This is a genomic window from Halotolerantifilum yawarlongkerapense (assembly GCF_054506745.1).
This window is the reverse complement of sequence record NZ_CP199719.1, coordinates 691,909-706,634: the sequence shown is the minus strand read 5'-3', so window position 1 is coordinate 706,634 and position 14,726 is coordinate 691,909. Positions and strand designations below refer to the sequence as shown.

General features: G+C 51.3%; 17 protein-coding genes, 2 pseudogenes and 1 riboswitch. Of the genes and pseudogenes, 7 read left to right on the top strand and 12 right to left on the bottom strand.

Translation table 11 applies throughout. The annotated features are described in order from the left end of the window. The first annotated feature begins 28 nt into the window (after nucleotides 1–28). Nucleotides 29–337: pseudogene (locus ACULM0_RS03445) on the top strand (zinc ribbon domain-containing protein). Between the two features lie 375 nt (nucleotides 338–712). Here ACULM0_RS03445 and ACULM0_RS03440 read toward each other — a convergent pair. The 3 genes and pseudogenes from ACULM0_RS03440 to ACULM0_RS03430 form a co-directional block, all read right to left on the bottom strand. Next, nucleotides 713–1,573: pseudogene (locus tag ACULM0_RS03440) on the bottom strand (IS3 family transposase); the annotation flags it as partial. 26 nt (nucleotides 1,574–1,599) lie between these two features. Further along, nucleotides 1,600–1,872 carry a transposase gene (locus ACULM0_RS03435; protein WP_463677602.1) on the bottom strand — a complete coding sequence of 91 codons (273 nt, stop codon included), beginning with the start codon at nucleotides 1,870–1,872 and terminating at the stop codon, nucleotides 1,600–1,602. 103 nt (nucleotides 1,873–1,975) lie between these two features. Beyond that, entirely contained in the window at nucleotides 1,976–2,188 is a 213-nt protein-coding gene (locus tag ACULM0_RS03430) for a hypothetical protein (protein ID WP_463679070.1), read from the bottom strand. A gap of 132 nt (nucleotides 2,189–2,320) precedes the next feature. Here ACULM0_RS03430 and ACULM0_RS03425 point away from each other — a divergent pair, with 132 nt between their 5' ends. Continuing rightward, nucleotides 2,321–2,545, top strand: coding sequence for a DUF1653 domain-containing protein (locus ACULM0_RS03425; RefSeq protein WP_463679069.1), 225 nt, complete (start codon nucleotides 2,321–2,323; stop codon nucleotides 2,543–2,545). A 47-nt stretch (nucleotides 2,546–2,592) separates the two neighbouring features. Here the strand turns inward: ACULM0_RS03425 and ACULM0_RS03420 are convergent, their stop codons facing one another. From ACULM0_RS03420 to ACULM0_RS03385, 8 genes are all read right to left on the bottom strand, one after another. Continuing rightward, entirely contained in the window at nucleotides 2,593–3,996 is a 1,404-nt protein-coding gene (locus tag ACULM0_RS03420) for a sodium:solute symporter family transporter (RefSeq protein ID WP_463679068.1), read from the bottom strand. Beyond that, nucleotides 3,993–4,637 (bottom strand): thiamine phosphate synthase, encoded by a 645-nt coding sequence (gene thiE, locus ACULM0_RS03415; protein WP_463679067.1) that lies wholly within the window; start codon nucleotides 4,635–4,637, stop codon nucleotides 3,993–3,995. The genes ACULM0_RS03420 and thiE overlap by 4 nt, the downstream gene beginning before the upstream one ends. After that, a complete protein-coding gene (gene thiM, locus ACULM0_RS03410; RefSeq protein ID WP_463679066.1) occupies nucleotides 4,630–5,454 on the bottom strand; it encodes a hydroxyethylthiazole kinase in 825 nt (274 codons plus the stop codon). Before thiM ends, thiE begins: the two co-directional genes overlap by 8 nt. Continuing rightward, nucleotides 5,441–6,262: a bifunctional hydroxymethylpyrimidine kinase/phosphomethylpyrimidine kinase gene (thiD, locus tag ACULM0_RS03405; protein WP_463679065.1), complete on the bottom strand. Its 822-nt coding sequence runs from the start codon at nucleotides 6,260–6,262 to the stop codon at nucleotides 5,441–5,443. The genes thiM and thiD overlap by 14 nt, the downstream gene beginning before the upstream one ends. After that, nucleotides 6,259–6,765, bottom strand: coding sequence for an energy coupling factor transporter S component ThiW (gene thiW / locus ACULM0_RS03400; protein WP_463679064.1), 507 nt, complete (start codon nucleotides 6,763–6,765; stop codon nucleotides 6,259–6,261). The genes thiD and thiW overlap by 4 nt, the downstream gene beginning before the upstream one ends. A gap of 107 nt (nucleotides 6,766–6,872) precedes the next feature. Continuing rightward, nucleotides 6,873–6,984: riboswitch (TPP riboswitch) on the bottom strand. Between the two features lie 99 nt (nucleotides 6,985–7,083). Then, nucleotides 7,084–7,878, bottom strand: coding sequence for a GDSL-type esterase/lipase family protein (locus tag ACULM0_RS03395; RefSeq protein ID WP_463679063.1), 795 nt, complete (start codon nucleotides 7,876–7,878; stop codon nucleotides 7,084–7,086). Beyond that, nucleotides 7,871–8,884 carry an ABC transporter permease subunit gene (locus tag ACULM0_RS03390; protein WP_463679062.1) on the bottom strand — a complete coding sequence of 338 codons (1,014 nt, stop codon included), beginning with the start codon at nucleotides 8,882–8,884 and terminating at the stop codon, nucleotides 7,871–7,873. The genes ACULM0_RS03395 and ACULM0_RS03390 overlap by 8 nt, the downstream gene beginning before the upstream one ends. Beyond that, on the bottom strand, nucleotides 8,868–9,779 hold the full coding sequence (locus ACULM0_RS03385; protein ID WP_463679061.1) for an ABC transporter ATP-binding protein: 912 nt from the start codon (nucleotides 9,777–9,779) through the stop codon (nucleotides 8,868–8,870). Before ACULM0_RS03385 ends, ACULM0_RS03390 begins: the two co-directional genes overlap by 17 nt. Nucleotides 9,780–9,997: 218 nt before the next feature. Here ACULM0_RS03385 and ACULM0_RS03380 point away from each other — a divergent pair, with 218 nt between their 5' ends. Then, entirely contained in the window at nucleotides 9,998–10,612 is a 615-nt protein-coding gene (locus ACULM0_RS03380) for a lactate utilization protein (protein ID WP_463679060.1), read from the top strand. 58 nt (nucleotides 10,613–10,670) lie between these two features. Here ACULM0_RS03380 and ACULM0_RS03375 read toward each other — a convergent pair whose 3' ends face one another. Continuing rightward, a complete protein-coding gene (locus ACULM0_RS03375) occupies nucleotides 10,671–10,865 on the bottom strand; it encodes a hypothetical protein (RefSeq protein ID WP_463679059.1) in 195 nt (64 codons plus the stop codon). A gap of 268 nt (nucleotides 10,866–11,133) precedes the next feature. On the opposite strand from ACULM0_RS03375, the gene ACULM0_RS03370 reads away from it, so the two are divergent. From ACULM0_RS03370 to ACULM0_RS03355, 4 genes are all read left to right on the top strand, one after another. After that, the gene (locus ACULM0_RS03370; protein WP_463679058.1) at nucleotides 11,134–11,775 is read left to right on the top strand and encodes a GNAT family N-acetyltransferase; all 642 of its coding nucleotides are present in this window, start codon (nucleotides 11,134–11,136) and stop codon (nucleotides 11,773–11,775) included. Nucleotides 11,776–11,838: 63 nt separating this feature from the next. Next, nucleotides 11,839–12,234 (top strand): molybdenum cofactor biosynthesis protein MoaE, encoded by a 396-nt coding sequence (locus ACULM0_RS03365; RefSeq protein ID WP_463679057.1) that lies wholly within the window; start codon nucleotides 11,839–11,841, stop codon nucleotides 12,232–12,234. Between the two features lie 31 nt (nucleotides 12,235–12,265). Then, the gene (locus ACULM0_RS03360) at nucleotides 12,266–13,069 is read left to right on the top strand and encodes a GNAT family N-acetyltransferase (RefSeq protein ID WP_463679056.1); all 804 of its coding nucleotides are present in this window, start codon (nucleotides 12,266–12,268) and stop codon (nucleotides 13,067–13,069) included. A gap of 741 nt (nucleotides 13,070–13,810) precedes the next feature. Continuing rightward, nucleotides 13,811–14,716 carry a LysR family transcriptional regulator gene (locus tag ACULM0_RS03355; RefSeq protein WP_463679055.1) on the top strand — a complete coding sequence of 302 codons (906 nt, stop codon included), beginning with the start codon at nucleotides 13,811–13,813 and terminating at the stop codon, nucleotides 14,714–14,716. Nucleotides 14,717–14,726: the final 10 nt, after the last annotated feature.

Sequence of the window (14,726 nt, the reverse complement as noted above, 5' to 3'; positions counted from 1 at the left end):
GCTCTCGTTCACGGCCGTCGGGTCTTGAATGAGGGCGCTGTTCTTTTGCATCCGAAAAACGACAAGAACATGTCGAAAAAACAAACACAGCTTGCATAAGTGGTCCTTCTATCGTCTATCGTCGTTCTTTGAGTACAAGGCAAAGCTGGAAGGTATCGAGGTCATGTATGTAGATCCTGCCTATACTTCAAAGACGTGTCCTTCTTGAGGGACAAAAAACACAGCGAACGATAGAAAACATCATTGTCAGTGTGGATTTGAGGCTCACAGAGATCTTGTCGGGGCTAGCAATATCCAGCGCAAGACTATGCTAGACGGTAACAGTCTATCAGCCTAGGGTGTTACACGCACTGCCCTAGGAGGGGTGATGGCGCCCCCTTGGCCCGAGGTCACACTAAGCGGTCAGAAATGGAACAATATGCTTCGCAGGAAGTCGCTTTTTCATCACTCGGGAATCCCACTGCTTTAGCTGTGTGGATCTAAGTCAAGTTTTTGGACAAGTTTTAAGCAAATCGCTGTTAAGGATGGATTCTCTCCTGAATTATTTATTCCACGTTCCACTTCGGCAGGGGCCCTATCCCCTCTGGACACCTGAGTCTATCAATCGGTAGCCCTATCAAACCTTGAAAGCATACCAGAGGGGATTCACCCTTACCGAAGTGGCTTTCGCGGCATAAACCTAGCTTGCACTATTCTACCCAAAAGTTTGCTGCTAGTGACTCTTCAACATTTCATTGGGTGTTCGGTAATTAATGGACCCATGGATCCGTTGGTTGTTGTAGAATGCTTCAATATATTGGAAGAGGCTAATATGAGCCTGCTGGTACGTATCATACTTCTCATGGTGCACGAGTTCCTTTTTCAGAACAGCGTTAAAAGACTCTATGGACGCGTTATCGTATGGACAGCCCACAGCTGAGAAAGATTGCTGAAAGCCATATTTTTTAGCTAAAGCTCTATAGGCGTGAGCGGTGTACTGACTACCCCGATCTGAGTGTAGAATCGTACCTCGGTGAAACAGTCCCTTTTTAATCACTTTCTTGAGAGCATCACTCGTTAACCGAGCGTCCATTTTCTTTGAGAATGACCAACCGATGACAGCCTTTGAGTATACATCCATGATCACAGCGAGGTAGCACCACCCGTGTCTCGCGGTATGAATATATGTAATATCACTGACTAATTTTTCAAAAGGCGTCGAAGCCCTAAAATCTCTACCAATCAAATCTTTTAGAAGAGGGTCGTGATTCGCTTTTGAAGCGTGGTGCTTATACTTTTTCTTAGTAATCGAATGAATACCCAGTTCTCTCATCAAGCGTTGTACACGGTTGATGCCAACGGCTCCTTGCTCTTTCTTCGCACGCTTTTCATTGAGGCGCATTCTGATCTTGGGTGCTCCGTATCGTTTTTTGCTGTTCATCCAAATCCGTAGAATCTGCTCCCGCAGCTCCTGGTTCTCTCGATCTCGCTGGCTTGGGGTTCTCGATTCCTTTTCATAAAACGTTGACCGCTTAATACCGAGCAGGTCGCACGTCATTGATACTGAGCTACTGTGAAGCTTTACAACTTCGTGCGCGGTCTGATGGAGCTGCCCGGTCGTTACTTTTTTGACATGATTCTTAAAGCATCTTTGAGGATGGCATTTTCTTTTTCCATTTTAGCCATTTTTCTCTTCATCTCAGTCATATCGCGATTTGTTAAGGCTTGCCCATTATCTTGATGAACGACTTCAAACTCTTTCTTCCACCGATAGACTGCTCCGCGATAGATGCCGAACTCATTGGCTAACTCATCTGCAGATCGTCCACTTTTGTATAGGTCGACTATCATCTTTTTAAAATCATCATCATAGTGCTTTCGGTTGTTTGCCATTTCTATCATCTCCTAACTCATTCAAGTATATCGATACGCGATCATCTATTCAAATTAGGAGATGCCACTCTACCGCAGCTGTTTTAAATCGCTTAGAACGTGTCTATAAAACTAGTGTAACATCAGTGGGAGCGTCAAGCTTGAGGGAACGATAGGCGGTAACGGCAATGGGGAGACTGGCTACGAATGTCGCTAGGATCAATGCGATGTCTCGCCAAAATCCAAAACCTACGCCGCCGAGTAGGAAGCCCAGGGCGATGAGCAGACCGGATACGAAGGTGAGGGTAGGTTTGTGTTGGTGGATGTTTTTCAACATGATGGTTTGCTCCTTTCGCTTTCTTTGTAAGTCCATGCTACAGGAGAATCGCTCGCGAAACCTTGATGCGCGTCAGTTTACGAGGGAAAATCGTGTAGAATAGAATGAACACGAAAAGAGAAAGGAGTTCTCATGAGAAAAGAAGACTTGGTCGTAGGCGGCATTTACAAACATTTCAAGGGCAACAAGTACCGACTGCTCCACATTGCCACGCACAGCGAAACGGAGGAAGAAGTAGTGGTCTACGAGAAACTGTACGGAGACCACAGCATCTGGGTGCGACCGCTCGAGATGTTCCTCGATCAAAAGGAGGTGGAGGGACAGAGGGTGGATCGGTTTTCATTCATCGACAAATAATTACGCGATAGAAGAAGAGGTTGCCGCGGGGCAACCTCTTCCTTTCTTTACACGGATTGATCCGCGCTCTGTCTTTTTGGAGAATAAAAGGCCAAACCGATCAAGATAGTGGCGGTCGATGAGAGGAGCGGGAGCAGGAAACTGATCAAGAGCTCCCCCTTCAGGAAGAAAGGAACACCCGAGAGCACACCAATCACCGATGCGATCAGAGCGACCTTTCCCGACAATCTGGCGTCGTAGAGACCGTAGAACAAGGGGATGACCAGACCCGCACAGAGGAGATCAGCCAGGAGAAAGAGGGAGAGAACACTGAAGCCCATGGAGGCGATCCATGCTGCTGAGATCGTGATGCCGATGCCGATCCACCGGATGCGATGCGATTGCACCTTCATATCCACCGCCGATTGTCTCTTTCTAGAACCGAGGAGCAAGCTCGTCACCAGCGCGTTCAACAGCGTGTCCACCGTGCTCATCACGAGGACGACGGCCAGAAGGAAAAGGACTAGAACCAACCAGACTGGGAAGGTAGAGTAGATCATAGCGAACAACGCGACGGACGGGTTGGTGGTATAGCCCAGGCCGGTGGAGAACACGCCCAGGAGACCGGTGAACAGCATAATCGGAACGGCCAGAACCAAGGAGATCTTGAGCGCTCTGCGCAGACTGCTATCATTACTTCCCGCGTAGATTCGCTGCCAGTAGCCTTGGTGGAAGAGGTTTGCCACCATCACGGCAATCATCAGTGTCAAGCCGAATTCGATTCCCACCGGGTTATCAAACTGCACGAGCTGCGGCATCAGTTCACGGGTTCCATCGATAAGGGCGGTGGGACTGCCGACGTAAACCGTGATACCGATACCCGTGATGACGAGCAGGAGTATAACTAGGATCATCTGGATCACATCTGTGAAGATCGAGGCTTTCAAACCGCCGTAGGTCGTGTAGACCAGCGCACCAGTTCCCACGAGAGAAGCGGTGAGAAGCATCGGAATACCTGCCATCTCTCGGGCAAGGAGTGCTATGGCTGTTAGTTCGGCGATAAGGTGCACATACATGTAGAAGAGTGAGATGAGAAAGGTCAGTGTGAACATACCCCTGCCGTAGCGTATAGAGACGTAATCGTTGAGCGTGCTCCCGTGAGGAAGGTACTGACGGATCTTGGGGCCGAGGAAGAGAAAGGCCAGGTAAAGACCAGCGAGCCCAAGGGAGTAGAAGACAACAGCGCTGATCCCACCGATGGCGCCTGCCTCTGGTGGTGTGAAGAGAATGAAGACGCCCAGAAATGAGGCCATGAAAGTAGCGGATAGATAGCCCGTACCCGTGCTACCACGGGCGGTGAAAAAGTCATCGCTACCCTGTATTCTACCCTTGCTGTGCAGAATACCGATCACGGAGAAAAGGACGACAGCGGTAAACAGTGAACCAATGATTATGGCGTAGGGAAGCATCATGCGTTCCTCCTTGTTTTGTCAATTGTTTCGATGAATTGCCCTGCGGCTTCGCGCGGAGCAGTCGCTTTACATATGGCGGAGACGACGGCGATACCATGCACATTGCAGCGGACTACAGGAGGGGTATTCTCATGATTGATCCCCCCGATGGCAACGACTGGAATCTGAACCTTGCTTGTGATCCTTCTGAGCGTATCGAGTGACACCGGTCTTGTGTTGGTCTTGGTACCGGTGGCGTAGAGGGCGCCCACACCCAGGTAATCAGCACCCTCGGACTCAGCGATCACTGCCTCCTCTAGGGTCGCAGTAGAAACCCCGATGAGCATATGGGGTCCGGTGATTCTCCGGGCGTCGGCAACGGTAAGATCCTGCTGACCAAGGTGCACGCCCTCTGCTCCAATCGCCAGGGCCACATCCACCCGGTCGTTGATGATGAGCGGGACCTGGTATCTTCTCGTTAGAGCGTGCGCGCGTTTTGCGCGGCGCATGAAGTCTTTAGTGGTGCAGCCTTTTTCTCTTAGCTGCACTGTGGTCACACCGCCGATCAGCGCCTCCTCGAGCACATACAAGAGGGATTCGTCCGATGTGATGTTACCATCCGTCACCAGGTACAGCTTCAGCTGCTCTTGTAGATTAATCATGGTTCGTTGCCTCCTCAAGATGCAATCGCTCTCGCAAATCATTCGCTACAGATCGGGATAAAAAGTCCATGAGATGACTATGAAAATGACCCGTTCCCTGTTCTGGTGTCAGTGACTCGGCTGTCAGCTCACCAGAGATGGCCATAAGGGAAATGCCCAGGAGACCGCTCTTTAGCGGAGATACATGAGCACCGAGAAAAGTACCGATCAGCGACGTGGTCATACAGCCCGTTCCTGTGATCGTAGTGAGCATAGGATGTCCATTGCGCACCCTATAGGTCTTTCGACCATCCGAAACGATGTCGACCGCACCGGTCACACCGACGGTTGTAGCGTAAGTACGGGCAAGCTTTGCGGCCAGTTCCGTCGAAGGTTCGGTGAAAGAATCACGCGTATCGACACCTCTGGGACCTCCGGCAAGTCCAAGGAGCGAGCGTATCTCAGACTCATTGCCGCGGATAAAGGCGAAGGTGATCTGCTCGAGGAGGCTCTTGGCAGCCTGCGAACGAAAGACCGTGGCACCAGCGCCCACTGGATCCAGGAGAACGGGAATCCCTTTCCGATTCGCCTCTTTTCCCGCCCGGAGCATGGCTTCCAGCCGATCCCGACTCAATGTCCCGAGGTTGAGCACAAGGGCCGAGGCCATGGAAACCATCTCGACGACTTCCTCCGGACTATCGGCCATAACAGGGCTGCCCCCGAGGCCGAGCACGACATTGGCACAGTCGCAAGCTGTCACATAATTGGTGATGTGATGGACGAGCGGTCTGCTCTCTCGGATCCGGAGCAAGGCCTCTTCGAAATCAAGTTTCATCATGGTGGATACCCTTGCCCGTACGATCGTAGAAGGGGTGAAAGTGGTGGACGGGTCCGGGTCCTGTGCCAATGGACAGGGCGGATGCGATGGCGCGGTCGATGTAAGCTTTCGAATGCTGCACGGCCTCATGGATTGGCAGTCCATTGGCCAGATTGGCCGCGAGTGAGGCCGATAGGGTGCAGCCGGTGCCGTGGGTGTTTTTCGTCTGTACACGGATCGATGGATAGGCTTGCCAAGAGTTACCGTCGTACAGAAGATCTGTCGCCATCTGTCCCGACAGATGGCCCCCCTTCATCAGGATGTGATCAGGTCCCATACGGCGGATCGATTCACCCGCCGTTTTCATTTCCTCAAGGTTGGTCACTGGAAGATCGGTTATGACCTCGGCTTCCGGGAGGTTGGGTGTTAAAAGATTCGCCAGAGGGAGCAGACGCCGGATCAGGGCATCTTTAGCATCTCGATCCAAGAGATGGAATCCGCTTTTCGAGACCATTACGGGGTCGACCACAAGAGGTATGTCCCTGTGATTCTCCAGAAAATCCGCGATTACTTCGATGGTCTCTATGGTGGAAACCATGCCGATCTTGATCGCGTGGATCTCAATATCCTCGAAGAGTACGTCGAGCTGCTTTCGGATGATCTCAGGGTCTACGTTTTGTACGCCGAAGACACCGCGTGTACTCTGCGCCGTGATTGCCGTGATTACGCTCATACCGTAGACTCCGTGAGCACTGAAGGTCTTCAGGTCGGCCTGGATACCGGCTCCACCCGAACTATCTGATCCTGCTATCGTCAGTACATTTTTCATACTTGACCTCCTTTTCTGACGCCCTTGGCGGTGTTACCGGCTCCCTGTAACAGGCGCAAGATGGCGTATCCGATGAAAGCGCCTGTCATCGAACTCAAGCCAAAGGGCAGGAGGAAGTAACCGGCGGCACCTCCGAAGCCCAAGAACAGTCGGGCGATGGATACGGCGCTCAGACCGCCGAGGAATGTCGTTCCCAACACCTCTCCAGTGAGGGCCATACTTTTCTTCCCGGTCTTGGCGTAAAGCAGCCCGGCTAGTCCCGCGCCAAAGAGACTTCCTGGAAAGGCGAGCAAGGAGCCGGTGCCTAGCATGAAACGAAGCAGGGAAATGAGAAAAGCAATGATCATAGCCATGGGGGTGCCGAGCAGCACGGCGGCCATGACATTGATAGCGTGCTGCATGGGAAAGGCGCGGGCGACTCCGACGGGAATCGAGATCATATGTGCGGTCACGACACCCAGTGCGATGAGTAGAGAAGCGGTCGTTAGTTTTCGAATGTGCATGCTAACCTCCTTTGTTTTGGTAAGAAGTGATTCGATCGAACGACCTGTTGGGACGAAAAAAAGAGCATCACCCGCAGGCGATGCTCTCGTTTAGCAAAAAGAGATAAACTTTATGCAAAGCACTTTCCTACGCTGGTATTACCCAGATCAGGTACGGGGATCGAAGACTTTAACGGGTCTTCCTCTCAGTCGGCCTAACCGACACTCCCAGTGTTTACGTTCGATTGAATTGTCCTTGTCATCATAGCATACGCTTGGAATCGATGCAAATGTTTTCATAATCCTAGGGATCTAATGAGGAAAATCGTGTTGAACAGCTCACTCTGTCGATAGAGAGAGCACCTCAGAAAATCGACGCGCGATCGCCTGATGCCCTTGTTCATTGGGATGCAGACCGTCAAAGGATAGAGCGTCCTCGAGGTGGTTGGCGAACAGGTCGTAAGTGGGAACGAAAAGGGTGCGCTCCCGTGGTGTGAGGAGCAACTGTGTCTGATGGTTCCACTGGTGGAGCATCTCGAGAGTCCGGATCGTAGCCTCATCGTTTGGATTGTAAAGGCCCAGCACGAGAATCTGCCCCCTGTCGTTTACCGATCGGATCTGATCGATACACTGGGCCAGGTTCTCGAGATAACGTGCCTGCTGTTCTGCAAATAAGTTATCCTGCTCTAGCGCAGGTGTCCTTTCGACATCCCGCAGATCGTTTCCTCCAATCGACAGGAGAATCCAACGGGCGCCTTCGATCTGCACTAGTGCACCGGGATCTTGCAACTGATCGAGCAGTTCGTCTGAGCGCATTCCCTCGACGGCCAGGTTGATCAGATCAATCTCATCGCCCGTATCTCGGCTCAGAAGCTCCTGGGTGCGCCCGGCGAAGCCCCGACCCGTCGGATCACCGGTGCCCCTGGCGAGAGAGTCGCCGAGGGCCACCATGTGCCCGTCAGCCACTGCGGAGGGAAGGGAGGGCCTATCATCCGATTGCCCCACGGGTTCGCTTGTGCGAGTGACAGCGAGACCGATGTTGAGCGCCTGTGTGAAGCCGGTGAGAAATCCCGCAAAGCCAAGGAGAAAAAGCACCGCGATACTATACCATAGCAAGCGCTGTCTCTTACGCATAGATATCCTTCCTTTCGAAAACGACAAAGGCGATGACCAGGGCACCGACCATCCATCCGAGGAGTACCAGGGTGGAGAAGAGCATGCTCAGTCCTTCGAAAACCTGGAAACTTCCCGATAAAAACGCGATCAGGTTGAGGTTCACGGTAAAGAGATAACGCGTGATCGCCCAGTCGGCGATAAAGTAACTGAGAAAACTGCCGCCGATCAAGGTGGACATGAGCACGCCGATCGAAGCCGCGGCACTTTGCATCAGGACCGAGACCATCAGGGTGAGACTGCCGATGACGAGGGCCACGTAGTATCCGATGGCATAGACCATCAGAAGGTAGTGCCACTGTGGAATCGTGCGTACGACTGAGGTGTCGAGCTGATCACCCACGAGTCGAAAGCCCGTGATGACCGGTTCGTCGAACCCGCCTACACCGAAGACGACCAGGGAAACACAAAGTGAGACAAGTGCCATGAGTAGGACCACTAGCATCGAAAGGATCGAAAGGGCGATCCATTTGGCGAGTAGAATCTTCCACCGTCTGACAGGACGGGTCAGTAGCATCTTGATCGTTCCAGTGTTCATCTCTCCGGAGACCATGTCGGCACCCACTAGGATGATCAGGAGGGGGAGAAGGAGAAAGACCGACTGCTCCATGAACTCACCCATGAATCGTGCCGCAGTAGGGCTGATGGGATCGATGCCTTCATCGAGAAAGAATTGCAGCTGTTCGATCCGTACCCTGAGCGAGGCTTTGCCCTCCTCGGGGATGTAGGGACTGTCCAGTCGCCTGTTGAGATCCGAGATCTGTTGTTCAATCAGGTCTTGCCAGCGCTGTGTGTTTTCGATGCCCAGCTCCGTGGTGACCCGGTCCCGGGTGCGCTCGAGGGTGTACTGTTCTCCGTAGGTAAAGAGACCGATCAAAACGATCAGGATGGCCAGGATCACGTGCAGGCGTTTCTTTTTGAGCACCTTGATCACTTCATTTTCAACCAGTCTATCCAATGGTCTCACCCCCGGTCAGTTCCATGAACAGATCCTCCAGGGTTTTCTGATGTCGGCAGACCTCAAGAAGTCCCGCTTCGGCATGAACCAATTGCTCGTTGATCTGAGGGAGGAGATCGGAATCGATCATGGCGCTAAGTTCTTGGTCGACCCTGGTGATAGGTACTTCTGGAAATTGCTCTGCTAACACGTTCATCGCAAGATCGGGGTGATCTACCGACCAGGTGACCTTCTGCTGCCTGCGGAGATCGTCAACCTTCAGGGTCCTGATGATTCGACCGTGGAGGATGATGGCCACTTCATCGCACATCATCTGAATTTCTGACAAGAGGTGGCTGGAGATGAGGAGTGTGAGGCCGGTGTCCCTGGCGAGAAAGCGAACCAGCTCACGGAATTCCCTGATACCGGCGGGATCCAGGCCGTTGGTCGGTTCATCCAGGATCAAGAGGTCTGGTTTTTTCATCATGGCCTGGGCGATGCCGAGGCGCTGTTTCATACCAAGGGAGTAAGTGCTGACGAGGTCGTGGATGCGCGCCTGCATACCAACCTTTTTGACGGCGTCCATCATTTCGAACTCCTGGATGCCTCTTTCCATACTAGCCAGTTGCCACAGGTTCTCGAAACCCGTCATATACTCGTGGAATTGTGGGGTCTCGATGATGCATCCGACCCTTTCGATGGCCGCTCTGAAATCGCCTTGAATATTCTTACCGATGATGTGGATTTCGCCAGTCGTCGGACGGATCAGGCCCACGATCATACGCAGGGTCATGGTTTTCCCTGCTCCGTTCGGTCCGAGAAAACCATAAACCTGGCCGCAATCAATCGAAAAGCTAATGTCCTCTAGGATGGGTTTCCCTTTGATGTTTTTGGATATATTTTTCAACTCTAGGATCTTGTCCATTGTCTTTGCCTCCTAGCTACGCAAACGGGAAATCGATCTTGTCATTCTATATTTACCACCCTCCTTCATAAATCACCAAAAATCGAAGGCGTCGAGGTCCCGGTTTTAAGCTCTTGCTGGGTGATACAGCGGTATAATGGAGAGAGGCAAGCAAGCGGAGGAAAAGAACCCTTCGTCAAAGAACATGAGAAGACCAGATCTAGTATTGGGGGAGAAGAATGGAGCAGGATTTTCAACAGCTAAAGGAACAGTTCAAGAGGAGGAATATTCGGGTGGCGTATGCCCGTACCTTTGCGGAGGCGAGAGAACGCGTGCTATCGATCATTCCCGTGGTAGACACCGTGGGTATTGGTAACTCGCAGACAATCAGGGGGATGGGACTCACGGAAGCCCTGACTGACAGGGGAAATGTGGTCTACGATAAGACCCTTGTAACGACCCCAGACGAGGTGAAGCGACTTAAGCGAATGTCCCTGCTAACGGATTGGTATATCGCCAGTGCCAACGCCATTTCAGCAGAAGGACAACTTGTGAACATCGACCACAGCGGGAATCGTGTGGCGGCCATGGCCTATGGACCCGACCGGGTCCTTGTGATCGTGGGAAAGAACAAGATTGAAGAAACCCTCGAGCGAGCGATCCGTCGTGCCAAGGATCACGCGGCACCACGGAATGCCCACAGGGCGGGATACCGGCCTCCCTGTATTGCGGCCGGTCGCTGTGTCGATTGCGATTCAGAGGAGCGCGTGTGCTTCCACCTGCAGATCACCGAAGGGCAGAGCGAACCGGATCGGATGATTCTCATGATCGTGGGTGAAGAGGCCGGCTTCTGATCAAAAAAGGAAGTGGGCCGGTCCCGCATGTGGGAACCGGCCGATTCAAATAAAAGGATTATTCACTCACCGCCCAATGTAACTTAAAACTTCCCACGTGATCGGTGGCCTCGACCCGCATGGTGTAGGTTCCTTCTTCGAGGACTGTGAGAATATCGCCATCCGAGATGGTCAGAAGTTTCTCTTCTTCATCATTCAGCATGACGGCCTCGAGCGCGCCTTCTTCGGTGCGCACCTGAGAATCAAAGTGCACACGATCTCCTTCACTTAGCGAGACTTTCCGGTAGTAGCTCCCACCGGAGCAGGCTTGCAATCAATAGAAGTATCAACGGGATTCGTACTTTCTTGTGCATCCTCTCATTCTTTTCTCTTGTCTTTTTTTCGACAGGGCCATGATACCACAAGAACCTTTAGAAAAAATTAAAGTCAAGGAAACTCTTGGTAAGCGGCTACTGGAGGGTATGGTAAAATGTGAATAGCAACAGGCATCTTGAGGTCGCATCAGTAGAGGAGGAAAACCGATGGACTTTGTCATCAGAAAGGAAAAGCCGGAGGACTACCGAAGGGTGGAGACAGTGGCGCGCGAGGCCTTTTGGAATCTGTATTTTCCGGGGTGTTTTGAGCATTTTGTCATTCACGAGATGAGGGAACATCCCGACTTCCTGCCGGATCTGACCTTTGTCATCGAGGTCGACAGAGAGATCGTCGGGAGTATCTTTTACACCCGGTCGAAGATCATGACCGAAAACCAAGGCGAGGTGGAGACCATCACCTTTGGTCCCGTGAGCATCTTACCCGGTCTGCACCGACAAGGGCTGGGCAAGAGACTGATCGAGCATTCGATTTCGGTGGCGATAGCCCAAGGACACAGGGCGATTTTGACCCTGGGTTATCCCTACCATTACGAGCCCTATGGTTTCGCGGGCGGGAAGAAGTACGGGATCTCGATGCCCGATGGAAAGTTCTACAAGGGTCTCCTGGTGCTTCCCCTCTACGAAGGAGCACTGGAAGGGCTCAGCGGTTACGCTCAGTTTTCCAATATCCTTGACGACCCGGATCACGATGCTTTGGAGGTCTTCGACCGGCAGTTTCCAGCTAAGGAGAAGGGATTTGCACCGAGTCAAAAGGAGTACGAGAGGACCATTGGCCTGTTGGACGAGTAACGCCTCAGCCCATGGTATGCACCAGCATTGCGATGATTACTTAAAGAAAATGGAGGGAACACGATGAAAAAATCCGCACCGTCGATCGATGTTTGGTTAAAAGAGTCTAAGGCAGATCCGTCTGCTTTACAAGAAGGCATGTATCTCGTCCACAATGGTGTCGTCAGACAGTCGCCCAAGGTCAAGGTCCGACAGGGCATTGACGATGGGTCGCAGGTGACCGGCATGACCTTTGGCTACGACGCTCAAAAGGTGGAAGCCGCCATCGAAGAAACGAAAAAGATGGAGGGGATCTTCCACGTGCGCGTCTGGATGAACGAGGGTTACCTGGAGGTAGGCGACGACATCATGTACGTTCTCGTCGGCGGTGACATTCGCCCCCACGTGATCGATGCGCTGCAGTTTCTCGTCGAGACGATCAAGACCCAGTGTGTGACGGAGATCGAGAAGCTCGATTGATCAGGAACGTACCAAGAAGGGAGGAAGGTTCTTGACTAATGAGCTTGCATACCGGAAGACAATCGATCCGGATCTACATTCATTTTTTGATGGCCTTTTGCTCCCGATGGACGATATGTGGCAGCAGGCGATCATCGCACCAGCGAACCACCAAGAGATCCTGTTAAACGGGAGACCGGTGGGGTTCTTTAGTGTGGATGAAGAGAACCGGCTACTCGCCTTTCATCTTTCCGAGTACCATCGCGAGTGGGATCGAAAAATCTTCAAAAGCTTGCTTGAAGACCGAGGGATTGTGGAGGGCTTTGCCTGTTCGCTCGATCTTAAGAGTCTGCCGCTTTTCTTAGACAATGCCCGGGAAATGACTCTGCACACGCTCTTGTACCAGCACCTGAAGAATGCAAGGAGCGAGTGGCCTTTCGAAGAGATCCTAAAACGATCGGCTACCGACCAAGATTTCGCTAGGGTACTGAGCTATCATGAGGTGCACTTGGGTCCCTTGGAGGAGTGGGTGGCTCCCTACTACAGAGGGTTGATTGATCGTAGTCAGTTGTACCTTTACGAGAGAAGCCGCCGTCTTATCGCCACCGGTGAAGTACGTCGAGATGAGAGGCGAGAGGGCTTTGACCACCTCGGCGTTTCGGTGGCTGTGGACCAAAGGAAACAGGGGTTGGCCACCGCTATCTTGACTGATCTGAAAGAAGAGTGTATCCGTTATGGCCGAACGCCCATCTGCTCCACTTCTATTACCAACCTGGCCTCGCAGGGTGCGATCGAAAGCGCGGGCTTTCACGCGGGTCATCGGATTCTGAAGGTTGGGTTTCATCATCATCTATAGTCGATCGTTTACCGTTACATGTAGAAGCACACTCAATTAACTCGCCCAAGGTAACTGCAATGTGTCTATGCTCTCTCTGTACATGTTCGCACAAAATGATAAAGAATTCGCGAGAGAACCCACGGTTTTAATCGTGGTACGAGAGCGAGACTTAATTCTGAAGCAACAATAATTCGGTGAGATGTGAATTTTTTGTAAATTTTATCAAATGTTCCGAGGCGTATGCGGAGGAGCGCACTATTTTGCTTTAAAGGTGATAGTTCTCGGATTTTCAATGTACCTGCTCATGGAGTGGTGACCGTTGAATTCTGGTAATCACTGTCTGGGGTACTACTCTCTACATGGAACGAGTCGTTCAAACAGATGATATTCCCCTTAGTCCGGTCGTGGCCTCTTATGAGGTTGCGGCCTTTTTAAATGCCGTTCGAACCAAAACACTCCAGGCGCTTGTTCTGCTCGTAGAAGGGTAGATCAACAGTACGAATGCCATCTCAGGAGAAAAATAACGCGCTATATGGTCCACAGTGACAATTGAGTGTTGAGTCTCCAAACGGCTCACAAAATATTGCGCAAGGAACCTGCCGCATTCATGCGTGCAGAGCAGTCAGGTCATCGTCTGAGCGCCTCTGTTGTGCCGGCACCTAAGAATCGATATGGCCAGACGTATTGCTTCGAGAAGGAAGCTAACGTATGATGAACTTAGTTATAATTATAACGAAATGATCGGAAAGGGAGTTGACCATGGAGTTTCATCAGTTGCGGTACATTGTTGAAATTGTAGAAACGGGCAGTATCTCGAGAGCTGCTACGAATCTTTATTTATCCCAGCCGAACCTAAGCAATCAGATACAAAAGCTTGAATCAGAGATTGGAAAAGAGATCTTTCATAGAACAAACCGCGGTGTTACCTTAACACCCTACGGCATGGAGGTTTACCATCATGCAAAATCCTTGGTGCGACATTTTGAAATGACTGAGAACAGGCTGCTGACGAGAGTCAATGAGCATATGATCAAGATCGCTTCATTTGGTAGCGAGGTAATCAATCATCAGTTTTTCGAAATCTGCAGAAGGTACAATCAAGAGAACGTCTCCTTTGAGCTATATGAAGTGGGCATCGAAGAAGCGGTGGACAAGGTCTCCGGAAGGATTTGCGATCTAGGGATTATCATCTACAGTGATTTTCAAAGTAAGAAGCTCGATGGTTTTTTGGCCGCTGAAGGATTGGAAAAGGAAGATTTGTTCTCCGGTCAAATGATGGTACATATGAGCACGAACCATGAGTTGAGCTTGAAACCGCGTTTGACGCGGGGGGATCTGGAAGCACTATTTCATGTGAAGAAGACCTATTTCTTCCAGGGGATGTTTACGTTGGAACAGGAACTACGTTTTCTTGGCGTTCCTGAAACAGCAAAGGTCTTGATGGCCAGCGGGAATAAAACCTATAACGATGCGCTCCACGCTTTGCCTTCGTTTGCCTTAGAAATTGATTGGAAATGCAAGAAAAAAATTCACAGTGATTTGGCGAGAATACCCTTTGAAGACCAGAACTTACGGATTCACTGTGCTATGGTCAAGAGAAAGAATGAAATCTTACGTGAAGAGCTACAGTTTTTCGTTGAAAAGTTAATCGACTCATACAACTAAACTAGGCGTT

Bases quoted from the DNA above. Each gene is read 5' to 3' on its own strand.
- ACULM0_RS03420 (WP_463679068.1), bottom strand. From the start codon at position 3,996: ATGATGCTTCCCTACGCCATAATCATTGGTTCACTGTTTACCGCTGTC.
- ACULM0_RS03435 (WP_463677602.1), bottom strand. From the start codon at position 1,872: ATGGCAAACAACCGAAAGCACTATGATGATGATTTTAAAAAGATGATA.
- ACULM0_RS03365 (WP_463679057.1), top strand. From the start codon at position 11,839: ATGAAAAAATCCGCACCGTCGATCGATGTTTGGTTAAAAGAGTCTAAG.
- thiW (WP_463679064.1), bottom strand. From the start codon at position 6,765: ATGCACATTCGAAAACTAACGACCGCTTCTCTACTCATCGCACTGGGT.
- ACULM0_RS03355 (WP_463679055.1), top strand. From the start codon at position 13,811: ATGGAGTTTCATCAGTTGCGGTACATTGTTGAAATTGTAGAAACGGGC.
- thiE (WP_463679067.1), bottom strand. From the start codon at position 4,637: ATGATTAATCTACAAGAGCAGCTGAAGCTGTACCTGGTGACGGATGGT.
- thiM (WP_463679066.1), bottom strand. From the start codon at position 5,454: ATGATGAAACTTGATTTCGAAGAGGCCTTGCTCCGGATCCGAGAGAGC.
- ACULM0_RS03425 (WP_463679069.1), top strand. From the start codon at position 2,321: ATGAGAAAAGAAGACTTGGTCGTAGGCGGCATTTACAAACATTTCAAG.
- ACULM0_RS03385 (WP_463679061.1), bottom strand. From the start codon at position 9,779: ATGGACAAGATCCTAGAGTTGAAAAATATATCCAAAAACATCAAAGGG.
- thiD (WP_463679065.1), bottom strand. From the start codon at position 6,262: ATGAAAAATGTACTGACGATAGCAGGATCAGATAGTTCGGGTGGAGCC.
- ACULM0_RS03395 (WP_463679063.1), bottom strand. From the start codon at position 7,878: ATGCGTAAGAGACAGCGCTTGCTATGGTATAGTATCGCGGTGCTTTTT.
- ACULM0_RS03380 (WP_463679060.1), top strand. From the start codon at position 9,998: ATGGAGCAGGATTTTCAACAGCTAAAGGAACAGTTCAAGAGGAGGAAT.
- ACULM0_RS03430 (WP_463679070.1), bottom strand. From the start codon at position 2,188: ATGTTGAAAAACATCCACCAACACAAACCTACCCTCACCTTCGTATCC.
- ACULM0_RS03370 (WP_463679058.1), top strand. From the start codon at position 11,134: ATGGACTTTGTCATCAGAAAGGAAAAGCCGGAGGACTACCGAAGGGTG.